General features: G+C 59.2%; 23 protein-coding genes and 1 tRNA gene. 18 read left to right on the top strand and 6 right to left on the bottom strand.

Annotated features, from left to right (window positions below):
• Entirely contained in the window at positions 1 to 1,800 is a 1,800-nt protein-coding gene (locus AC1RRE_RS14330; RefSeq protein ID WP_492981866.1) for a diadenylate cyclase, read from the top strand.
• Positions 1,801 to 1,805: 5 nt separating this feature from the next.
• Here AC1RRE_RS14330 and AC1RRE_RS14325 read toward each other — a convergent pair whose 3' ends face one another.
• On the bottom strand, positions 1,806 to 2,372 hold the full coding sequence (locus tag AC1RRE_RS14325; protein ID WP_492981865.1) for an SLATT domain-containing protein: 567 nt from the start codon (positions 2,370 to 2,372) through the stop codon (positions 1,806 to 1,808).
• Positions 2,373 to 2,614: 242 nt separating this feature from the next.
• On the opposite strand from AC1RRE_RS14325, the gene AC1RRE_RS14320 reads away from it, so the two are divergent.
• Both AC1RRE_RS14320 and AC1RRE_RS14315 read left to right on the top strand, forming a co-directional pair.
• On the top strand, positions 2,615 to 3,508 hold the full coding sequence (locus AC1RRE_RS14320) for a hypothetical protein (protein ID WP_492981864.1): 894 nt from the start codon (positions 2,615 to 2,617) through the stop codon (positions 3,506 to 3,508).
• A 101-nt stretch (positions 3,509 to 3,609) separates the two neighbouring features.
• Complete coding sequence (locus AC1RRE_RS14315) at positions 3,610 to 3,969, top strand: Rap1a/Tai family immunity protein (protein ID WP_492981863.1); 360 nt, start codon at positions 3,610 to 3,612, stop codon at positions 3,967 to 3,969.
• Between the two features lie 139 nt (positions 3,970 to 4,108).
• Here the strand turns inward: AC1RRE_RS14315 and AC1RRE_RS14310 are convergent.
• A tRNA-Ser gene (locus AC1RRE_RS14310) sits at positions 4,109 to 4,198 on the bottom strand.
• A gap of 299 nt (positions 4,199 to 4,497) precedes the next feature.
• Between AC1RRE_RS14310 and AC1RRE_RS14305 the strand changes: the two genes are divergently transcribed.
• From AC1RRE_RS14305 to AC1RRE_RS14270, 8 genes are read left to right on the top strand one after another with little or no spacing between them, the layout of a single operon-like run.
• Positions 4,498 to 4,929 (top strand): CBS domain-containing protein, encoded by a 432-nt coding sequence (locus AC1RRE_RS14305; protein ID WP_492981862.1) that lies wholly within the window; start codon positions 4,498 to 4,500, stop codon positions 4,927 to 4,929.
• A gap of 22 nt (positions 4,930 to 4,951) precedes the next feature.
• Complete coding sequence (locus AC1RRE_RS14300; RefSeq protein WP_492981861.1) at positions 4,952 to 5,845, top strand: formate dehydrogenase accessory sulfurtransferase FdhD; 894 nt, start codon at positions 4,952 to 4,954, stop codon at positions 5,843 to 5,845.
• A complete protein-coding gene (mobA, locus tag AC1RRE_RS14295) occupies positions 5,845 to 6,465 on the top strand; it encodes a molybdenum cofactor guanylyltransferase MobA (protein WP_492981860.1) in 621 nt (206 codons plus the stop codon). Before AC1RRE_RS14300 ends, mobA begins: the two co-directional genes overlap by 1 nt.
• Positions 6,462 to 7,190 (top strand): biotin/lipoate--protein ligase family protein, encoded by a 729-nt coding sequence (locus AC1RRE_RS14290; RefSeq protein WP_492981859.1) that lies wholly within the window; start codon positions 6,462 to 6,464, stop codon positions 7,188 to 7,190. The genes mobA and AC1RRE_RS14290 overlap by 4 nt, the downstream gene beginning before the upstream one ends.
• Positions 7,187 to 7,663 (top strand): DUF6505 family protein, encoded by a 477-nt coding sequence (locus AC1RRE_RS14285; protein WP_492981858.1) that lies wholly within the window; start codon positions 7,187 to 7,189, stop codon positions 7,661 to 7,663. The genes AC1RRE_RS14290 and AC1RRE_RS14285 overlap by 4 nt, the downstream gene beginning before the upstream one ends.
• Positions 7,656 to 8,669, top strand: a complete 1,014-nt coding sequence (locus AC1RRE_RS14280; RefSeq protein WP_492981857.1) for a DUF6352 family protein — start codon at positions 7,656 to 7,658, stop codon at positions 8,667 to 8,669. The genes AC1RRE_RS14285 and AC1RRE_RS14280 overlap by 8 nt, the downstream gene beginning before the upstream one ends.
• 3 nt (positions 8,670 to 8,672) lie before the next feature.
• A complete protein-coding gene (locus tag AC1RRE_RS14275) occupies positions 8,673 to 9,221 on the top strand; it encodes a DUF3305 domain-containing protein (protein WP_492981856.1) in 549 nt (182 codons plus the stop codon).
• Entirely contained in the window at positions 9,136 to 9,810 is a 675-nt protein-coding gene (locus AC1RRE_RS14270; RefSeq protein ID WP_492981855.1) for a DUF3306 domain-containing protein, read from the top strand. The genes AC1RRE_RS14275 and AC1RRE_RS14270 overlap by 86 nt, the downstream gene beginning before the upstream one ends.
• Positions 9,811 to 9,818: 8 nt before the next feature.
• Here AC1RRE_RS14270 and AC1RRE_RS14265 read toward each other — a convergent pair whose 3' ends face one another.
• Positions 9,819 to 11,060, bottom strand: coding sequence for a cation:proton antiporter domain-containing protein (locus tag AC1RRE_RS14265; protein ID WP_492981854.1), 1,242 nt, complete (start codon positions 11,058 to 11,060; stop codon positions 9,819 to 9,821).
• A gap of 239 nt (positions 11,061 to 11,299) precedes the next feature.
• Here AC1RRE_RS14265 and AC1RRE_RS14260 point away from each other — a divergent pair, with 239 nt between their 5' ends.
• From AC1RRE_RS14260 to AC1RRE_RS14240, 5 genes are read left to right on the top strand one after another with little or no spacing between them, the layout of a single operon-like run.
• Positions 11,300 to 12,109 carry a molecular chaperone TorD family protein gene (locus AC1RRE_RS14260; protein ID WP_492981853.1) on the top strand — a complete coding sequence of 270 codons (810 nt, stop codon included), beginning with the start codon at positions 11,300 to 11,302 and terminating at the stop codon, positions 12,107 to 12,109.
• 37 nt (positions 12,110 to 12,146) lie between these two features.
• Positions 12,147 to 12,356, top strand: coding sequence for a twin-arginine translocation signal domain-containing protein (locus AC1RRE_RS14255; RefSeq protein ID WP_492981852.1), 210 nt, complete (start codon positions 12,147 to 12,149; stop codon positions 12,354 to 12,356).
• A gap of 42 nt (positions 12,357 to 12,398) precedes the next feature.
• Entirely contained in the window at positions 12,399 to 15,293 is a 2,895-nt protein-coding gene (locus tag AC1RRE_RS14250) for a formate dehydrogenase subunit alpha (RefSeq protein WP_492981851.1), read from the top strand.
• 23 nt (positions 15,294 to 15,316) lie between these two features.
• Entirely contained in the window at positions 15,317 to 15,913 is a 597-nt protein-coding gene (gene fdh3B / locus AC1RRE_RS14245; RefSeq protein WP_492981850.1) for a formate dehydrogenase FDH3 subunit beta, read from the top strand.
• Positions 15,914 to 15,936: 23 nt separating this feature from the next.
• Positions 15,937 to 16,908, top strand: a complete 972-nt coding sequence (locus AC1RRE_RS14240) for a formate dehydrogenase subunit gamma (RefSeq protein ID WP_492981849.1) — start codon at positions 15,937 to 15,939, stop codon at positions 16,906 to 16,908.
• A 77-nt stretch (positions 16,909 to 16,985) separates the two neighbouring features.
• On the opposite strand, the gene AC1RRE_RS14235 is transcribed toward AC1RRE_RS14240, so the two are convergent.
• Positions 16,986 to 17,588 (bottom strand): superoxide dismutase, encoded by a 603-nt coding sequence (locus AC1RRE_RS14235; RefSeq protein WP_492981848.1) that lies wholly within the window; start codon positions 17,586 to 17,588, stop codon positions 16,986 to 16,988.
• Between the two features lie 294 nt (positions 17,589 to 17,882).
• Between AC1RRE_RS14235 and AC1RRE_RS14230 the strand changes: the two genes are divergently transcribed.
• Positions 17,883 to 18,773, top strand: coding sequence for a WD40 repeat domain-containing protein (locus AC1RRE_RS14230; protein WP_492981847.1), 891 nt, complete (start codon positions 17,883 to 17,885; stop codon positions 18,771 to 18,773).
• 9 nt (positions 18,774 to 18,782) lie between these two features.
• Here AC1RRE_RS14230 and AC1RRE_RS14225 read toward each other — a convergent pair whose 3' ends face one another.
• The gene (locus AC1RRE_RS14225; protein ID WP_492981846.1) at positions 18,783 to 18,926 is read right to left on the bottom strand and encodes a hypothetical protein; all 144 of its coding nucleotides are present in this window, start codon (positions 18,924 to 18,926) and stop codon (positions 18,783 to 18,785) included.
• A gap of 74 nt (positions 18,927 to 19,000) precedes the next feature.
• A complete protein-coding gene (locus AC1RRE_RS14220; protein WP_492981845.1) occupies positions 19,001 to 19,408 on the bottom strand; it encodes a c-type cytochrome in 408 nt (135 codons plus the stop codon).
• An 86-nt stretch (positions 19,409 to 19,494) separates the two neighbouring features.
• Here AC1RRE_RS14220 and AC1RRE_RS14215 point away from each other — a divergent pair, with 86 nt between their 5' ends.
• Positions 19,495 to 21,543 carry a 4Fe-4S binding protein gene (locus tag AC1RRE_RS14215; RefSeq protein ID WP_492981844.1) on the top strand — a complete coding sequence of 683 codons (2,049 nt, stop codon included), beginning with the start codon at positions 19,495 to 19,497 and terminating at the stop codon, positions 21,541 to 21,543.
• The last annotated feature ends 4 nt before the right edge of the window (positions 21,544 to 21,547 follow it).

Raw genomic sequence — 21,547 nt, 5'->3', positions numbered from 1 at the left:
ATGGATAATGACAACGTCATCTATGAGTTTATCTGGGGATATCAGCGTCATTATCGGGTATATGCAAGTGGACTGGCTGAAAGAGTATTAAATGAACTAGATGAACGCCTTTCGCCTGAGGTCTTCCTGGTTGGAGTGGCTAGTGCCCCGAATCAAATTCCAATATGCGTCGAGCCTGAGAAGGAATTTTGGTTAAAAAGTAATGCCCTCGCAGCTCTGCCGGATATCGTCGTAGCGAAACATCGCAGCCATCCTTCTCGCCAAATATTTCATACGCATCCTATTGCGCAGGAGCATCATGATAGACGGATCGAAGGAGAGGCGCTTAGGGATGCTTTATTGGAAACTGTGTTGCATCTCGATGTTTCCAAGGAACGGGCATTTTACTCAACCTTTCCAATTGGAGTCGGGAAATATAAAGTCTTAGCAATTCTATCTGTTAATCAATCTGCTATTTCGCAGTATTATTCACTAACTAAAAGCGAAGTTCCAATTACAGAAATCACTGGGTCGAGAGTTAGTCGATCTCTAATAGAATCTGTCATTTTTGAGTTACTCGGCGAATTTCAAAGAGAGCTTAATAATATCGAGCCAGGGAAAGATTCGTTAGGTACTTCGACCACTGAAATTCTTGGTCGAGCGGGTCATCGCTTGATGCGTGATGTTGCGTTCAGAGTTGATCAGAAAGCGATATCTGGGTGGCATAGCCTTTGGGATTTTTGTAATTCCGTTTCCTCAATGCAGTACGAAAGAGAGGAAAGCAAAGGCGGATTTCTAATTGCCAGCGAGAATAACGTATGCGTGTTGCCGACGATTAAGTTTCTTGAGCCAAGGAAAACAAAGCAGATTCGGCATATGCGTAAGTTGCTTGAGGTAACTTCAAGGGACTTCCTACTGCACACAAATTCCGAGCTAGCTTTTGGTTTAGCATCTATCAGGGGGGTAAATGTCGATGAAGATTGTTTTTCCATTGAAGTGGAAGGAAATGCGACCTGGAGATTGGTGCATAACGACGTACCGATGATGGTAGTGCATTACGGCCGGCCACGTCTTCCAAAGCCGAGTAACTATGCCAAGAGGATCGAAGACGATCTCCCGCGGATCATCAGGAATGTGCAGCCTGACGCTATCGAGCGCCTTGTGGCGCTGACCGCTGAAGTTGAACGTCAACGTCGCGGGGCTTTAATTGTAATTTCATCTGATGCCGCGAGCGAGGTTAGGCGCCTCTCAGCCCAAGCGACTTCAATCCAACCCTGTCATTTAACTCCGGGGCTGCTGCACCAGTTATGCTCGATTGATGGAGCAATAATGCTGGACAGCGACATGAAGTGCCATGGCATTGGAATTATTCTGGACGGTTTGGCGATTGAGGGAGGGGATCCTGGTCGTGGAGCGCGATTTAATTCTGCACTTCGTTACATTGCGGGCTGCCAAGAAAGAGGGATTCATACTGTAACCTTGGTTTTATCGGAAGATGGCGGGGTTGAGATTTTTCCCCAACTTCACCCTCGAATATACCGGTCTCAACTCATGTCCATGTTGGAGAAACTAATTGAAGCATCTAAGGTGGAAAAGATTTCGATACCGGCGTTTAACCGAATATACGAGTGGCTAAAGCAGCATGAATTCTATTTGGCGGAGTCTGAGTGCTTCTCCGCAAATCAGGCGATTGAAAAAACCGAGGCACGTTTAAAAGAAGCGTATCCGCAGAATATCCACTGGATACGGGATCGATTAAGGGGAGCGTCGGAAATTGACGCTTGGCTATACTTTTGGGACGGAACTGATACGAAGAATTAGTCAGGTTAACTGCCTGCGAGCTTGTTGGTTTCCATGTCTCTTTTTCGTTTTTCAGCAATCTCTTTCGATGCCGCTTGAAACGCTTCTCTGGGAATCGGGGGGTTATCAGAATTAAGAGCGTCCTTTTCGGCCAAAAAGCCTTGAAGTTTTTCATGGGCCCGTTCAGAGCTTGCCTCGCACAGTATGCTTGTGGTGCGATAAATTCTGATTTTGTTGCGAAGTGATTTCTGCTTGTTGCCGTACTCACGGTAGCCGCTAGCTCTCTCGGCTGGCTTTAGAAATGTCAGAATTGTGCCTACGATAGAAACTACCGCAGCAAGTATTATCGAAGCTGAATTTAGCTCGGCTTTATATGGCTCAAAGTAAGTTATCTGAGATGCTACCGTCCCGATTGCTGTGACGAGACCCGAGAGAACAATGACAGCCATACCAAGGTAGGTATTTTGCTTTTCCCACTTCTGAGCCTGATAAAAATTACTTGCGGACGTCTTCTCTGTATCGTCCTCCAACTTTTTTAGTTGCTCCGCTATTGCGTGTCGAATGTCGTTATCAATGATTTTGGTATCGTTCATTTTTTAACTCGGCGTTGAGTTTCTACTCGAGGAGTTGGCCAATGGATGGGTATGCGATGAATGCTGCTATATGAGCACAATTAAAGCGGCAGCTGGCGCGCGTTACGCGACGCATAAGGTGATCTGCATGTTGATGCAATTCGTTACCATTTATTTGTTTTCTTGGCCACCAATTCCGCACCAATCAAGCAATAAATGCAGCTATAGCAAGTAGGGCGACGTTATAAAAAGGGGGGGATTTTTTGAGCGCGAAAGATTTATCGATTCCGTTTCACATTCAGGCGGCAAGTGGAGGTGTGGCTAGAGACCTGCGGCGACGTATTGAAAGAATCCTCTCGGGCGAGCGGAGAGTTGAAGATTTAAATCGGCTGTTCTTGGATTTACGCACAAGGGAAAAGTGCCCGGGCAGCGTAAGGGAAATAGGTGACTTTCTTGCTCATCGAGATGGTCGGGACCGAGGGGCAATACTGAAGGTTGTTCGAGATTTGCACACCAGCGCACATTCCTGGCTGACCAATTTTGGAATGGATGGAAAGCCTGTAGATTATAATCTTGAGCGATTATCGGCGGCTGCTCATGCAAATTTGAGAAGGGCGATGCCGGAGCAGATTTATAAAAAATGCCGATGTACTCCATCGGAAGCACGCGCCGCCTTAGAGCGAGCAATTAAAAAGTTGGGAGCAGATGACTATCCAAACAGACGTGAGGAGAGAGTTTTTAATTATTTGGCTGGGTCGTTTATTTGGAATCCGGCCTTTGATGACGAAAAGCTGTTCTCCGACTTCTGTGCGGCGTTGATTTCCTGTGGCTTGCTGAATTCGGAAGAAAGGCAAGATTTTCAAAAGGTAAAAGTTTTTGTGGCACTGTTCGCAATCTCACAGATGCATCTGGCAACAGTCTCACTTGATCACGGGGCAGTGACGCTTTTCGCCGGATACCGAAACAGTCGAGACGCTTTATGGGTTCGGGCGCAGCTAGCATTTTATGATTTTAGTAAGCCCCATTATATGCCGCTCTGTGTATTTAATACATCGTTACACGGGCCGACACATTGCGATTCAAAACTGCAAGTCAGCGACGATGACTGGATTCGACCATTGGAAGTGGTGAGTGGATCGGTGTTGGACTTTGTGTGAACTCGATCTTGGATTAAGTGTTGAGGGAAGTGCTCTCTCGTATGCTTAGAATTATGGGCCGTTAATAAAGGGTGACTTGAACAGGCCATCTGGTGGGGAATATGCACGTCCGTTCGATGAAATATGTTGGGATGTTGCTGGCCGTTCTCAGTGGGCAAACACTCGCCCAAGAAATGGGTGAAAAAATATGGATATTTGTCAGCGGCCTCGATCTAAGCGCGCACTGTGAAACAAACCGCGCGTTTTGCACCGGGTACATCGCCTCAATCAGTGATTCCATCGCGGTGCTTGCTCAGTCGAATAGGGCGCCTTCACTTTGCATCCCGCAGACGGCACAGCTCGAACAATTGGTGCTTGTCGTGACGAAGTACCTAAGTGAGAACCCCGACAAGTTGCACATCAACGGCGCAACCCTGGCATCTAGGGCAATTATCGACGCTTTCCCTTGTTCGCCCAACTAAGCACGCACCGCAGAGTAGCGTTCAACCGGCGGCACTCAAGCGACCATCCGGCAAGGCGGAAACATTTGTGGGTACGTTTGTGGGTAGAGCGCCCCGCCTGAGACGCAGGGGAATGATTTCAATATCTTGGAGCGGATATTGGCGGAGAGGGTGGGATTCGAACCCACGGTACGCTTGCACGCACAACGGTTTTCGAGACCGTCCCGATCGACCACTCTGGCACCTCTCCGTAAGGAACCGGCTGAGGGTGCAAAACCGCTGCCGGGGGTCGAAAACGGCGCGGACGATAACCGATGCCGGCCGCCCCCGCAAGTCCTGGGAGGGGCTGGAAGATAATGATCTCTCAATAGCTTAAGCCCGGTCTTCGGGTTTGATCTTGTCATCCTGGCGGGGCTGGCGGAGACTGGCGTTCTGACTGCGTGAAGCGGCCGCCAGCCGCTGCCCCAATCCCGATACCGTGTAGAAGGAAGTTTGAGACGAAGTTCTGAAAAACAGCCCCGAAGGGTGCCAGCTGAGGAGGAAACCAGCATGACGGTAGCGCATATCCTCAAGGACAAATCGGGTGGCGTGATTCATGCCCGCCCCGATGAGAGCGTCGAATCGGTCTGCCAGATGCTGGCAGACAAAGGCATCGGCGCGGTGCTGGTGCTTCGCCCCGATGGCAGTATCGCCGGCATTCTTTCCGAACGCGACATTGTGCGCGGCCTGGCCATGATCGGGACCGACCTGATGCAGCAGAGCGCCGACAGCATCATGACCCGCAATGTCATGGTCTGTTCCAGCCGGGACACCATCGAAGACGTCATGCATCTGATGACCAAGCGTCGCATCCGTCATCTGCCCGTGGTCGATGGCGGCCGGCTAACTGGCATGATTTCCATCGGCGATGTGGTGAAGCGGCGGATTGCCGACACCCAGATGGAAGCCGAGGCCCTGCGCCAGTACATCGCCACGGGCTGAACTCTGCCTTATATAGGGAGCCATGACCCGCCAGCATACCGAATTCCTGGTCGCCCCCGACCCGCTCAATCCAGCCCTGACCGAGACGGTGCAGGGCATTGATCATGAGGGGCGGGCCGTCGAAACCAAGGTGCCAGTCGAGCGCCCGCTCACCCTGTACCTGAACGGCCAGGAGATCGTCACCATGATGACGATCGGCGACTATCCGGAATATCTGGCGCTGGGCTATCTGGCCAACCAGCGTATGCTGCTGCCGGAGGATGAGGTCACCGAGATCAATCTTGAACCGGAGATCGAAACCATCGTGGTGCGTACGGCGCGCCGCACCGATTACGAGGAACGGCTGAAAAAGAAAATCCAGACCTCGGGCTGCGCCATGGGTACGGTTTTCGGCAATATGATGGATTCCCTGGAAACCATATCGCTCGACCCCAAGGCTGAACTGCGCACTTCCTGGATTTACGCGCTGTCGAAAAAGATCAATCTCGCGCCATCGCTTTATCTGGAGGCTGGCGCCATTCATGGCTGCGTGCTTTGCGAAGATGATCGGCCCTTGATCTACATGGAGGATGTTGGCCGCCATAACGCCATCGACAAGATCGCAGGCTACATGCGCGTGCATGGCATTTCGCCGGCTGGCAAGACGATGTACACCACCGGACGCCTGACGTCGGAGATGGTGATCAAGACGGCACAGATGAATATCCCGATCCTGATCAGCCGTTCGGGCTTCACTGCCTGGGGTGTGCAGCTGGCGCGCCAGATCGGCATGACGCTGATCGGCCGCGCCAAGGGCAAGCGGTTCATCGCGCTGGCAGGCGCGGAACGGTTGCGCTTCGATGCCGATCCGGCAGCGGTGAATGAAGAATCGTCTCGTTCGCAGCGCAAGGGCGGCCGCGACGACGAGGCAGCGTGATGGATGGGATTCTGGGTGTTGTTCTGGCCGGCGGTCTCGCCCGCCGGATGGGCGGTGGCGACAAAAGCCTGCAGCCGCTGGCCGGCCGGCCGATCCTCTCTCACATCCTGGACCGTCTGGCGCCGCAGGTGGATGGCATGATCCTGAATGCCAATGGCGATCCAGCGCGTTTTGCCAGCTTCGGTCTGCCGGTGGCCGGCGATGCCGTGGAAGGGTTTGTCGGCCCGTTGGCTGGCGTGCTGGCCGGTTTGGCCTGGGCGCGGGAGAACCGCGCGGACATTGTCGATATCGTCACGGTACCGGGTGATGGGCCGTTTCTGCCGCGCGATCTGGTGTTGCGCATGCAGACAGTGCGCGAGAAAGCCGGCGCCGATCTGGCCTGCGCGGTTTCCGACGGCCAGCCCTATCCGGTCATCGGCCTGTGGCCGGTGCGCCTGTTCGATGATCTGCGGCGGGCCGTGGTGGATGAGGATATTCGCAAAGTTGACCGCTGGACCGCACGTCACCGGCTGGTACAGGTTGATTTTCCCGTGCAAACCGTCGATCCCTTCTTCAATGCCAATACGCCGGACGACCTGGCGGAAGCCGAGCGGCTGTTGGCACAGGGAGAAATCGCATGACGCCGGTTGACTGGCCGAATGTTCCGCCGGGCTACACGCTGCGGCTCTGCGCAGCCGATGCCTTCGCCACGGCCTGCAAGGCCGGGGAAGATAGCGCGGAGGACGGCCTGCTGCTGTGGATTAATCGTACGGATCGCTGTGAGGCTGCGCTGCTGCTGCGGCCGCTCGACCCGATCCAGCTGGCGCTGACTTTGTCTTATGTCGGACTGCTGGGTCTGCATGACGGTCTGGCTAGTCTTGCGCCCGCGGAAACGCCGGCCAGCGTTGCCTGGCCTGATCGCCTGCTGGTCAACGAGGCCTGCGTCGGCGGTATTCGTGTGGCCCATGGCCCGCTGGTGGAAAAGCAGGGCATGGCCGATGTGCCGGACTGGCTGGTCATCGGGCTCACCGTGCAGATGGTGCCGGTGGGCGACAATGACGATATGCCCGGGGTTGAACTGGAATACACCAATCTGCATGAAGAAGGCTGCGGGGAGGTTATTGTGCCGAAGCTGATCGAATCTTTCAGTCGCCATGCGCTTCACTGGCTAGATCGCTGGCAGGAAGATGGTTTCGAGCCGGTGCGCCGCGCTTTCCTGCATGACCTGAATGACAAGGCGCTGAAAATCGAGGCCAGTGGCGATGCCTGGCGTCAGGATGGTACGGCGAAGGCATGGCATAACCTGCGCCACGCCCTGCGGCAGCCGAGCTGGCGCCTGCCGGAGCCAGCTCGGCTGCCGTCATGAAGCTGTTGCGCTGCATCCGGTTCGATGAATCCGATACCCGGGTCTTTGCTGCTGCGGCAGAACCGGGCGAATGGGCCGTGCCCGGTACTTTCGCTTTCGCTGACGCCGACCCGGAGGGCTTGAGTCGTCAGGAACGGCAGGCCTTCGCCAACGGTTTCCTTGGCCTGGGCAGCTTCGGCTGGTCGACGCTGGTCTCCATCTCAACCATTGATCCGGACGAGTATGCCGCCGTCATCGAGGCGCTGGCACAGCACCTGCTGGAGGAATACGGCGCACCGGACATGGCGGAAGCGCGGGGGGCGGCGAAAGAGGAAGTCGATTACGCGGCGTCCCTGGCCGAGCATCCGATCAACACCCTGCTCAGCCTCAGCCGCTTCATGGATGGCGATGCCATCCGTGAGCAGTTCCGCATCGTGCCGCCGCCCGGCGACAAACCGCATACGAAAATCTGGGAGATTGCGCCCGATGCCTGACTTCTGGATCAGCAGCGGCTACGACCTGCTCGATCGCATCGGCAATGGCCGGCTGGGCGTCGGCGAGGATTTCATCCGCGCCTATATGAGCCGTCCGGAAATGTCGCTGCCCGACGAGGCCTGCGATGCCGAGCGTGCCCTGCATGCCAGCCTGCTGAAACAGCCGCTCCGGACGGTTTCAACGGCGGATCTTTCGGCGCTGGCCGATGCGGATGCGCAGCAGAATTACGAAATCTTCCTGCGCTTCCGCGACCATATGGTCAAAAGCGGCAGCGTCGAGGCTGCCTATATGGGGCTGTTCCGCAAGGGCGCGCCCGCCGTGCCGGTCATGTTCATGGATCACCTGGCCGCGGCGATCCTGCGCGATCTGCTGGACGGCAGCGAAGACGCATTCCGGGTCCGCGCCGCCGAACTGTTCTTCCGTGCGCAGAAGGTGACGATCCGCGATGGTGCGATCCTGCTGGCCGATGAAGAGACCATCGAGATGCTGGCGGCCAAGGACAGTTTCGGTTCGCTCGGTGCGCTGGTTACCCAGTCCGGGACGGCGCTGCGCAGCATCGACATGGACATTCTGACCCGCGAGAACGCACCGGAATACTGGGCGCGCAGCGATCGGCATGACTTCGTGCTGGATTTCAGTTTTACCCGGCCCGGACATGATGCCTTTGCGCGTGTGATCGAACTCTGGGTCGAGCGCCTGACGGGTGCGGCCGTGCAGGTGGTGCCGGTGCAGACGATCCGTGATGAACGTTGGGTCTGGCATATCGGCCTGGATACCACTGCCAGCACCATCATGAATGCCCTCTACGAGGGACAGGCGGTGGATGATGATCACCTGCGCCAGATCCTGGCCCTGTTCCGGCTGGAATTCCGCGATCCGTCGCTGATGATGCCGCGGGTAGCCGGCCGGCCAGTCTATCTTGGCGTTGCCGTCGATCATCACGGCAAGCTGCGGCTGAAGCCGCACAATCTTGTAGTAAACTTGCCGCTCAACACGGGAAGCTGAACCATGACCGGTGTCGTCAGGCCGCCAGAGACCGAAACCCGCCAGATTGGCGTCATCCTTGAACGCCGCAAACTGGACAATCCTTGGATCGACCACAGCTGGCGGCCGGTGCAGGTTCTGGATGGTGTGCCGGGTTCGGAGCCGTGGACCAAGCTGGGTGAGGGTGAGGGCTGGGAGCGGTTTTACGCGGGCTCAGCCGAGCTCTTGCTCTACCGCCATGAGTCCGAAACCTATGCCTATAACATCGAGAGTGCTCAGCCCTCGATCTGGGTTTTCCTGCGCAACAGCGCAACAGCGCCGGGTGTCGAGCTGTATGGGGCCTCCGTCGATCCGGGTGAAGCGCATGCACATAACGATACGGGCGACGACATTGTCGATTGCGTCGCCATGCCGGCAGCAATCCTGGAGTGGGTTACCAGTTATGTGACCCGCCATCCCCCGACTAAGGAACATTACAAGCGCCAGCGTGATCGCGCTGATCTGGAAGCGTTGGCGCGACGACCGCATCTTTACGAGTCTGATCCGCTGCGACAGGTCCCGGAAGATGAGTAAGCCAGACAAACCTGAATCCAGAGGCGAAACGGACAGCGACACCGAACAGGGGTTCCTCTCGCGCTGGTCGCGCCGCAAAACGGAGGCGCGAGAAGCGAAGCCGGAGCAGCCTGCAACTGCCGAACTGTCGACTGAAGAAGAGATTATTGATCCGGCAACACTGCCGTCGATCGAGAGTCTGACTGCCGAGAGCGATTTCAGCCTTTTCCTGAAAAAAGGCGTGCCACCCGCCCTGCGTGCGCAGGCACTACGCAAGCTATGGCTGATCGAACCCAGCGTGGTGAACTACAAGCCACTGGTCGAGTACAACTGGGATTTCACGGCGCCGGGCTATGGCGACCTGCTGCCGACCGACGACGTGGCCAAGCTGCTGCAGACTGTTTTCCAGGGCAGCCAGGTCAAGGCGGCACCGCAGGATGAGCTGCCGTCGGCAGAGATTGCTGAAGCCGAAGAATTGCCCGCGGCATTGCCGGCACCCGAAGAACTGCCTATCGAGATGCCGGCTGCGACCGCACAGCCTGCCGAAGAAGCGGCGCCGGTTGCGTCGGCCCCGTCGCGCCGTCGGCATGGCGGGGCGCTGCCCAGCTGACGGGCTGATTACAGAGTGTCGTGATCCTTCGCGCCCAGTTTGCGCAATAAGTCCGGGCGGTCGCGCAACCAGGCCTCCAGCGGCTCCATGGCGCGGAACAGCAGTGGATTGATAGTGATCGAGAGGAAGGCGCCAGCCAGGATCAGGTCACGCCCCTCCGGCGGCAGCAGGCCGAAGGATACGCCCAGTCCTGCCAGAATGAATGAAAACTCACCAATCTGCGCCAGACTGCCGGCAACGGTCAGTGCGGTAGTCAGCGGCCGACGGAAGGCCAGCACGATCAGGAACGCCGCGATTGATTTGCCAAACACGATGATCAGGACCGTGGCGAGCAGCGCCATCGGCGCCTCGAAGATGATATGCGGGTCGAACAGCATACCGATGGCGACGAAGAACAGCACCGCAAACGCATCCTGGAATGGCAGCGAGCGCTGAGCCGCATCGTGGCTCAGTTCAGACTCGTTCATGATCACGCCGGCGAAAAAGGCGCCCAGCGCGAAGGACACGTCGAACAGCAAGGCTGCACCAAAAGCGATGCCGAGCGCGCAGGCCAAGACAGACAGCGTGAACAGCTCGCGAGAGCCGGTGGCTGCCACATGCTGCAGCAGCCAGGGAATGGCGCGCTTGCCGACGACGAGGGCGAGGGCGGCGAACAGCACGACCTTCACGGCGGTCATCAGCAGGGTGAGAGCGAGGTTGTCGCCGCTGCTGCTTGGCCGGCCGCCGAGCACATCGGCCAAAGGGGGCAGCAGCAGCAAGGCGATGATCATGAAGATGTCTTCGACCAGTAACCAGCCCACTGCGATCCGGCCGTGATCGCTGTCGACATCATTGCGGGCCTGCAAGGCCCGCAGCAGCACCACAGTGCTGGCAACCGATAGCGCTAGTCCGAAGACCAGGCCGCCGCCAAAGCCCCAGCCGAAGACCTGGGCCACCAGCAGGCCAAGAACGGTAGCGACCAGTATTTGCGCCAGCGCGCCCGGGATGGCAATCCAGCGCACCCGCATCAGGTCGCTGGGCGAGAAATGCAGGCCAACGCCAAACATCAGGAGAATGACGCCGATTTCGGCCAGTTGCTGTGCCAGAACGGTGTCGGCGACATATCCAGGTGTGTAAGGCCCGACGGCGATGCCGGCGAGAAGGTAGCCCACCAGCGGCGATAGCCGGAATTTCTGGGCAATCATGCCGAAGGCGAAAGCGATCACGAAAGCCAGCGCCAGCATGGTGATCAACGGGGTGTCATGCGGCATGACGCGGCTTTCCTCGACCAGACTGAAAAATTCACCTGTCTCTTATGTGCTGGAAACAGGTTGGCAGGGGGTTAATACCTGCAAAATAAGCATAAAAATCGCATAAACATCTTGCTATTGAGAGGCGGTCTCAAAATTTCGCATGTGCAGCAAAACACTATATATTTCAGTGTCTTACTGCGATTTCGGTTGGCGGCCAACAAAGGTTTTTGTAGGTTAACTCCTGGGAAGAGGGATTCGTGACCGAAGCACTGACGAAAGCCATCGCCATCGTCGGCGGCCAGACACAGCTGGCACGATTGCTGGGTGTGAAGCAGGCCAATGTATGGCACTGGCTCAACAAGGCTGCGCATGTGCCGGGCGAGTTTGTGTTGGCCATCGAGAAGGCCACTGGCGGTGAAATCACCCGCCACGCGCTCCGCCCCGATCTCTATCCCGATGCAAAAGCCGATGGCGCCGCGCCGGTCATTCCGGAAGAGGATTTGTGGCGCGCGCAGATTTACGCGCTGCTGGGCCGTGGCCTGGCGCGTCGTCCCGATACCGCGCTGCTGACCGCGCTGGGCCAGCTCAAGGGCGATGACACGCCGATGGGCGCTGCACTGGTGCAATTGGCTGAACGTGCCCGTGGCACGTCGCTGGAACGCGCGCAGGAAGAATACGACGTTCTGTTCATCGGTCTGCCGCGCGGCGAACTGGTGCCATATGCCTCTTTCTACCGCACAGGTTTCCTCTACGAGCGTCCGCTGGCCAAGCTGCGCACCGACATGGAACGGCTCGGATATGCCCGCGCCGATCATGTAGCCGAGCCCGAAGACCATATGGGCGCGCTGTGCGAACTGATGGCCATGCTGATCCAGGGTGGCGAAGGCCGCGGCCCGGCCGAACTCAATACGCAGGAGCGCCTGTTCCGGCAGCATCTGGCCCCCTGGGGCGAACGCTTCTTCACCGATCTGGAGCAAACGCCCAGCGCCAAGCTCTACCAGCCGCTCGGCACTGCCGGCCGATTGTTCATGTCCATTGAAACCCAGGCCTTTGCCCTGGCTGCGTGAGCAGCCGGCCTGAAACGTCGTTACGGAGGACCAGCCCATGAGTAAGACCGACAAGAAGGATCAGATGGATCGCCGCAGCTTTCTGCGCAGCGCCGGCGCGGGTGCCGGTGTCGCCGCTGCGGCAGCCGTGACCACGGTTGTCGCCACCAAGGCTGAAGCCGCGCCGGAGAATGCCGAGACCCGCAAAAAGCAGCGCTACAAGGAAACCGAGCACGTGAAGCGCTACTACGACAGCAACCGGCTCTGAGCCCGGCGACCAGCACGATATTGAATTGACGGAGACACCCCCATGTTGATCAAGAAGAGCTCCACTGCCGGCACCGCCCCACGGGCGAAACTGTCCGGCATTCTCGCCGGTGCCGCGCTGCAGACCATGGATCGCCGCGGCTTCCTGAAGGCCTCTGGCCTCGCCGCTGGCGGACTGGCTGCCGTATCGGCGCTGTCGCCTGCGATGGTCAAGCAGGCCAAGGCCATGCCCTCGGCCACCGGCGGCAACATCGTCCGCAAGAAAAACATCTGCACCCACTGCTCGGTCGGCTGCACCGTCACGGCGGAAGTCGAGAACGGTGTCTGGGTCGGCCAGGAGCCGAGCTGGGACAGCCCGATCAATCTGGGCACCCACTGCGCGAAGGGCGCCGCGATCCGCGAACTGACTCACGGCGATCGTCGCCTGAAATATCCGATGAAGCTGGTTGACGGAAAGTGGACCCGCATCAGCTGGGATGTCGCGTTCAACGAGATCGGCGACAAGCTGATGGAGATTCGCCAGAAGTCGGGCCCTGAATCGGTCTACTGGCTCGGTTCGGCCAAGTTCTCCAACGAAGGCGGCTACCTGTTCCGCAAGTTCGCGGCCTTCTGGGGCACCAACAACATCGACCACCAGGCCCGTATCTGCCACTCGACCACCGTTGCCGGCGTCGCCAATACCTGGGGCTACGGTGCGATGACCAACTCCTATAATGACATCCACAATTCCAAGTGCATCGTCATCATGGGCGGCAATCCGGCTGAGGCGCATCCGGTGTCACTGCAGCATGTGCTGCGCGGCAAGGAAAAGAACCGCGCTCCGCTGGTCGTTATCGACCCGCGCTTCACCCGCACGGCGGCCCACGCCACCGAATACATGCGCATCCGTCCCGGCACCGACATTCCGGTGATCTACGGCCTGCTCTGGCACATCTTCCAGAATGGCTGGGAGGACAAGGAATACATCCGCCAGCGCGTCTATGGCATGGATGACATCCGCGCCGAAGTGGAGAAGTGGACGCCCGAGGAGACGGAAAAGGTCACCGGCGTTCCCGGCGAGCAGATGAAGCGGGTTGCCGAACTGATGGCCAAGAACCGTCCCGGCACCCTGATCTGGTGCATGGGCGTCACCCAGCATACTGTCGGCACCGCCAACGTACGCGCTCTGTCGATCCTGCAGCTCGCGTTGGGCAACATCGGCGTGGAAGGCGGCGGCGCCAACATCTTCCGCGGCCATTGCAACGTGCAGGGCTGCACCGATCTGGGCCTCGATGTGACGACGCTGCCGGCCTATTACGGCCTGGTGGAAGGCGCCTGGAAGCATTGGTGCCGCGTCTGGGATGTCGACTACAACTGGATGCTCGGTCGCTTCCAGGACAAGAAGATGATGGAGACCAAGGGCATTCCGTCGACCCGCTGGTTCGACGCCGTGCTGGTCGACAAGAAGGATCTGGAGCAGCAGGACAACGTGAAAGCGATGTTCTTCTGGGGCCATGGCGGCAACACCGTGCCGCGCATGCCCGAGATGCGTACCGGCATGGAAAAGGTCGAGCTGATGGTCGTGGTCGACCCGCATCCGACCACGGCTGCTGCGCTACCTGATCGCAAGAACGGTACCTACCTGTTGCCGGCCTGCACCCAGCTGGAGACCCGCGGTTCACGCACCGCGTCGAACCGTTCGCTGCAGTGGGGCGAGCAGATCGTGCCGCCGGTCTTCGAGTCCAAGCCCGATCACTGGATTCTCTACAAGCTGGCCAAGAAGCTCGGCTTCGAGCAGGAGATGTTCAAGAAGATCAAGATCGACGAGGGCGATGAGCCAAATGTCGAGGACATCACCCGCGAGTTCAATCTGGGTACCGTGTCGATCGGCTATTCAGGCCAGTCGCCGGAACGCCTGAAGGAGCACATGGCTAATCAGGGCGATTTCGACATCGTCTCGCTGCGCGCCACCAAGGGTCCGCTCAAGGGTGAATTCTACGGTCTGCCCTGGCCCTGCTGGGGTACGCCGGAGATGAAGCATCCGGGCACCCATGTGCTCTACAATACCAGTCTGCCGGTCAAGGATGGCGGCGGTGCCTTCCGTGCCCGCTTCGGTGTCGAACGCAACGGCGTCTCGCTGCTGGCCGACGGTTCCTTCCCGAAGGATTCGGAAATCCAGGATGGTCACCCCGAGTTCACTTACGGCCTGCTCAAGAAGATGGGCTGGGACAAGGAACTGACTGAAACCGAACGGGCCACGATCGAGAAGATCGGCGGCAACAATCCCGACGCGGTCGGTTGGGCGATTGACTATAGCTGCGGCATCATCCGCGTCTGCATGGCCCACGGCGTGCAGGCGATGGGCAATGCCAAGGCTCGCGCCAATGCCTTCGGCCTGCCGGACCCGATCCCGGTGCATCGCGAGCCGATCTATAGCTCGCGCCGCGACCTGGTCGCCAAGTATCCGGCCATGGCCGATCGTCGCGACTACCGTCTGCCGCATCTGGGCAAGAGCTTGCAGGACAAGGATGTCAGCAAGGACTTCCCGATGATCCTGACTTCGGGCCGCCTCGTGGAATACGAAGGTGGCGGCGAGGAAACCCGCTCGAACAAGTGGCTGGCCGAGTTGCAGCAGAACATGTTCGTCGAGATCAACCCGGAAGACGCGACCCGTCTAGGCATCAAGGAAGGTCAGAATGTCTGGGTCTACGGCCCGGAGGCCAATGCCAAGGCGAAGGTCAAGGCGATGGTGACACCGCGCGTCGGCAAGGGTGTAGTCTTCTTGCCGTTCCACTTCTCCGGCTTCTGGCAGGGTGTGGATCAGCGCAAGAACTATCCGCCGGGCGCTGACCCGATCGTGCTGGGTGAGTCCGTCAATGGCGTGACCACTTACGGCTACGACCCGGTCACCCACATGCATGAGAATAAGGCCACGCTTTGCCGCATCGAAGCGGCCTGAGCGACGGTTAGGGAGAACACACCATGGCCCGTATGAAATTCCTCTGCGACTCCGAGCGCTGCATCGAGTGCAACGCCTGCGTCACCGCCTGCAAGAACGAGAACGAAGTTCCCTGGGGCATCAATCGCCGCCGCGTCGTCACGCTGAATGACGGCGCCAAGGGTGAGCGTTCTATCTCGATGGCCTGCATGCATTGTGAAGATGCACCCTGCATGGCTGTCTGCCCGGTCGACTGCTTCTACAAGACCGATGACGGCGTGGTCCTGCATTCGAAGGACCTCTGCATCGGCTGCGGCTACTGCTTCTATGCCTGCCCCTTCGGCGCGCCGCAGTATCCGCAGGTCGGCAACTTCGGCAGTCGCGGCAAGATGGACAAGTGCACCTTCTGCGCTGGCGGCCCGGAAGCCGACAACACCAAGGAAGAGTATGCCAAATACGGGGCCAACCGCCTGTCGGAAGGCAAGCTGCCGATGTGCGCCGAAATGTGCTCGACCAAGGCATTGCTCGCCGGCGACGGCGACGTGATCGCCCAGATCTACAAGGAGCGCGTGACCCGCCGTGGTTACGGTTCCGGTGCCTGGGGCTGGTCGACGGCCTACAAGACTGGCACTTCGGCCTGATCGCGTCAGATAGGAGAAACAAGATGCGCATTCCGCATTCCAAGCGCACCCTCTGGGCGGCCCTGGCTTTTGGCCTCATGCTTGCCTTCGCTGCGCCGGTTTCGGCGCAGCAGACTGCGGCTCCGGCCGATGACGCACTGCTGATGCAGCAGCTCAAGGGTCCGGTGGCTGGCCGTGTGTCGATCCCCGATGCCAAGTCGGGCGTGCTGATCCAGCCCGAAGGCCGCGACTGGCGTCAGGCCTCGCAGGGGCCGGTGAAGTCGATCGGCGGCTGGGTTCTGGCCATCACCGTGATCGCGCTGGCCGCCTTCCTCGCCATCCGCGGCCGCATCAAGGTCGAGCATGGCATGTCGGGTCGCACGGTCGAGCGTTTCTCGGCGGTCGAGCGTTTCTCGCACTGGCTGACGGCGATCTGCTTCGTCATCCTGGGACTGAGCGGCCTCAACCTGTCCTTTGGCCGCAGCTTGCTGCTGCCGATGATTGGACCGGAAGTCTTCACCAGCCTGTCGGCTTTCGGCAAGCTGTCGCATAACTTCCTCAGCTTCCCGTTTGTGCTCGGCGTCTTCCTGATGGCGGTGATGTGGATTCGCCACAACATCTTCAATGCCATCGACATGGAGTGGTTCCGCCAGGGCGGTGGAATCCTGAAGAAGGGCGTGCATCCGCCGGCCGGCAAGTTCAACGGCGGCCAGAAGATCATTTTCTGGTCGGTGGTACTGGGCTCGGCTGCGCTGGCTGTCAGCGGCTACATTCTGATGTTCCCGTTCTATGTCACCGACATCGCCGGCATGCAGATCGCGCAGCTGGTGCATGCCATTGCCGGCATTCTCATGGTCGCGGTGATCCTCGCCCATATCTACATCGGCACTGTCGGCATGGAAGGCGCGTTCGATGCTATGGGCAGCGGTCAGGTCGACACCAACTGGGCCAAGGAGCATCACAGCCTCTGGGCCAAGGAAGTGACGGCGCAGCCGCGGGTCGGCGGCGACGACTGATCGCCGGTTTATCCGGATACAAAAAAAGGGCGGTGGATTTTCCACCGTCCTTTTTCTTTGCCGTGGGAAGGGCTGGCTCAGCCGAGATTCTTTTCGGCGAATTCCCAATTCAGCAGCTTGTCGATGGCGGCGTTCAGGTGGTCCGGCCGCCGGTTCTGGTAATCCAGATAATAGGCATGCTCCCACACATCGAGAGTGAGCAGCGGCGTCACGCCGCTCATGGTCAGCGGGTTTTCCGCATTGCCGGTTCTCTTGAACACCAGCTTGCCGCCCTCCAGGCAGAGCCATGCCCAGCCGGAGCCGAACTGCGTCACGCCGGTATTGGCGAATTCGCTCTTGAACTTGTCATAGTCGCCAAAGCTGTCCTTGATCATATCGGCGATGCGGCCCGACGGTTTGCCGCCACCTTTGGGGGTCAGACTGTCCCAGTAGAAATCATGGTTCCAGACCTGCGCGGCATTATTGAAGATCGTGGCCTTGTCGGCCTTTCCATGTGTGGCTTTGATGATGTCGACTAGGCTCTTGTCCTTCAGTGGGTCGTCGGCGAGCAGTTTGTTCAGGGTATTGAGGTAGGTGGTGTGATGTTTGCCGTAGTGGAAGCCGATGGTCTCCGCCTTGATCACCGGCACCAGAGCATCCTCGGCATAGGGGAGGGGTTTCATGGTAAAGGGGGCACCCATCATTCACTCCATTGTTGATTGCCAGTCTGGGGTTGCCAGCCTCATTTAGGGCGCTGGCGGGGGGGGCGGCAGTATCATGCACGAGGCCCCGGGGGGCGGCTGTAACGGTGGTCATGCAAACCTTGCGGATGCACCGGGGCAGGCCGCACTTGCAATGATGCAGCGCACCGTCATGATAAACGCCGCAGCAGAGGCAAAGTTGCAAAGGGTAGCCCGATGAATTCTTGGCGATTTGTAATTTTTACGGCCGCGATATGCGGCGGCGTTCTGCATACCTCTCCCGTAAAGGCCGATATGGAAGGCCACGGCGCGATGGTGAATGGCGTGGCGGTCTCGACCGATGGAAAGACGCTGCTCTCGGCCAGCTGGGACTACACCATGCGGCTCTGGGATATCGCGAGCCAGAAAGAGCTCAAGGTCTTTGACGGCCATACGGCCAGCGTCAACGCCGTGATCTTCCTGCCCGATGGCAAGAGTGGACTTTCAGCCAGCTGGGATCATACGGTCATTCGATGGGACCTTGCGACGGGCAAGGAAGTCGGTCGGTTGACCGGTCATGTGAACAACATTGCCGGCATGAGTCTCAGCAAGGATGGACGCTGGCTTGCTACAGCCAGCTGGGATCGTACGGTCAAGCTTTGGAATCTGGGCACCATGAAGCTGCAGCGCAGCTTCGATGGCCATGAAGCGAATGTCATGCAGGTAGCGTTTGCCATGGATGATAAACAGCTTGTTTCGGTTTCCTATGATCAGACCGTGCGGCTGTGGGGGGTCGCAAGCGGCAGGGAGCTGGCCGTGCTGACCGGCCATCAGAGCAGCGTGAATGCGGTTGCCGTGTCGCCCGATGGCAAGATGGCGCTGACCGGCAGTACCGATGGCGCGATCAAGCGCTGGGACCTCGTCAACCTGCGCGAAGCCGGCAGCCTTGCCGGCCACGGCATGTTCATCACATCGATCGCGATATCGAAGGATGGCCGTCACGCATTGTCAGGCGGTGGCGACAAGCTGATGCGGTTGTGGGATCTGAAGGAAAGTCGCCAGCTGAAACAGTTTGCGGGTCATGAAAAGCCGGTCTGGTCCGTGGCATTCCTGCCCGATGGCAAGCGTGCCGTCTCGGGCGGCTACGATACGGTGATCAAGCTCTGGTCGCTGGAAACCGGCCAGCCGGTTCCAGCGCCAAAGTAAACCTGTAGCTCAGTTCTGATGCGCTTCGTGGGTGACGCGCGCGCCTTCGGTGCTGAAGGCGACATCAGCCGGCTTGTTGATCATCTGCAGGATCATGGCCGAGCCGATGGCGATGATCAGGGCGGCAATGATGCCAGCGATAAAGGGCTTCATGGGGCTTCCTTCCAGAAACGAAGTATCATCCTGAATTATAAGGGATTTTTTGGGTAAAAGGGAAGGATTTTCGGCTATTTTGCCGCTTCCCGTTTCAACCAGGCGATCAGGTCGACGCGGTCCTGGGCAATGGCCAGTCCGCCATACATTTTGTTGCCCGGCATGAAGTCCTGGGTGGCCGCCAGATAGGCGTCCATGGTGGCCTCGGTCCAGACCACGGCGGACTGTTTCATGACCTCGGAATAGCGATAGTCGGCCACACTGCCGGCCTTGCGGCCGAACACCCCGTGCAGGCGCGGCCCGACCAGATTGCGACCACCGGCTGCCACGGTATGGCAGGCGCGGCATTTGCCCCAGAGTTCAGCGCCACGCTCCAGGCTCGGCGGTTCCAGGTCGGCATTTGCACCGGGATTGCTCTGTGCTGACGCGGTGGTGGTAAGGGTTGTGAGGCTGAGACTCAACAGCAGAAGGACGATGCGCAAACGGGCTCTCCGGCTGGTTTTCCTGTGCTCTCAACACTATAGTTGGATTGATTGATTTACCAAAGAACCGGGTGGGAAAACGGTCGATGCGTGTGGACGGCAAACGCGTCCTTGTGTGCAACTGCGAAGGTACGATGCCGCTGGACGGCGCCGCACTGGCCAAGGCCTGCGGCGCTTCCGCCGGCAGCACCGAAGACGTTGCGACCCAGCTTTGCCGGGCCGAGCTGAAGCGCTTCCAGGATGCGCTGAAGGCCGGTGAGCCGCTGACGGTGGCATGCACCCAGGAAAGCCCGCTGTTCGACGAGCAGCGCGAAGAGGCGGGCAGCCAGACGCCGGTTTCCTATGTCAATATCCGCGAGACCGCAGGCTGGTCCTCTGAAGCCTCTGCCGCCACGCCGAAGATCGCTGCTCTGATTGCGGCTGCGGCCGTGCCGATGCCTGCCATCCCGGCCGTCACCATGAATTCACAGGGTGTGGCGCTGATCTACGGCCGCGACGAGCGCGCCGTTGCCGCTGCCCGCCAGATCAGCGACCGCCTCGATGTCACCATCATGCTTGACCGGCCGAAGGATGTGCCCGGCCAGCCGGTGATGGACCTGCCCATCGTGCAGGGCCATATCGCAGGCGCGCGCGGCTATCTGGGCAATTTCGAACTGGTGATCGACAATTACGCTCTGCCACTGCCGTCTTCGCGGAAGAGCCTGACGTTCGGGGCGCCGCGCAATGGCGCCAGTTCCACCTGCGACATCATCATCGACCTGACCGGCGGCATGCCGCTGTTCTCGGCGCATGAAAAGCGCGACGGCTATTTCCGCGCCGATCCCAACGATGCCGCCGCCGTGCAGCGTCTGCTGTTCGAAGCCAGCGACATGACCGGCAGCTTCGAAAAGCCGCTCTATGTCGACTTCCATGCCGAACTCTGCGCCCATTCGCGCTCGAAAAAGACCGGCTGCACGCGCTGCCTCGATGTCTGCCCCACAGGCGCCATCACCCCGGCCGGCGATCATGTCGCCATCGATCCCTATATTTGCGGCGGCTGTGGTAACTGCGGCGCGGTTTGCCCCACCGGTGCGGCTGATTACCGCCTGCCGCCGGCTGCCAATCTGACCGAACAGCTGCGCGCGTTGCTGCTGGCTTATCGTGAGGCCGGCGGCCGTCAGGCGGTGGTTCTGCTGCATGATGCAAAACACGGCGCGCCGCTGATCGATGCGCTGGCGCGGCATGGCGATGGCCTGCCGGCCCGGGTCCTGCCCTTTGCCGTTCATGCGATCAGCGAATGCAACGTGGCCTTCTTTGCCTCGGCTTTCGCCTATGGCGCCGCCGATATCCGCGTTCTCGCACCGGCAAAGCAGCGCGAAGACCTTGGTGGTCTGGCCGGGCAGATGGCGCTCAGCGAAAGCGTGCTGGTCGGTCTGGGTTATGAAGGCGGCCGCGTCGGCCTGATCGAGACCGATGACCCGGACCAGCTGGCGGCCGCGATGACTGCCCTGCCGCGCCGCGAGGGACCGAGCGGCGCCAGCTATCTGCCCATGGGCCGCAATCGCGATCTGTCGCGTCTGGCTTTCCGCCATCTGCACAAGGTGGCGCCGCAGCCGGTAGATACCGTGGCGCTGGCACCCGGCGCGCCGTTCGGCAATCTGCAGATCAATGTCGAGGGTTGTACGCTCTGTCTGGCTTGTGTCTCGGCCTGCCCGACCGGGGCGCTGAGCGACGATCCGGAACGGCCGCGCCTGAGTTTCACCGAAGACGCCTGCGTGCAATGTGGCCTGTGCAAGAACACCTGCCCTGAAAAGGTGATCACGTTGGAGCCGCGCGTGAATTTCACCGCCGCTGCCGTGCAGCAGCGCCTGATCAAGGAAGAAGAGCCCTTCCACTGCATTCGCTGCGCCAAGCCCTTCGGCACCAAGTCCACCATCGAGCGCATTGCCGCCCAGCTTGAGGGCAAGCACTGGATGTACAACAAGGACACGATTGAGCGCGTGCGCATGTGCGGCGATTGCCGCATCATTGTGCAGAGCCAGTCCAAGATTGATCCCTATGCCGGCGCGCCGCGGCCGGATGTGCGTACCACCGAGGATTACTTGGTTGAGCGCGCCGCCGCCGAATTGAGGGCGAGCGGAAAAAAGCCGTCATGAAGGC

Source organism: Ferrovibrio sp. GW821-FHT12D07 (genome assembly GCF_058807275.1).
The sequence above is the reverse complement of the archived record's forward strand: the minus strand, read 5'-3'. Positions and strand labels throughout refer to the sequence as shown.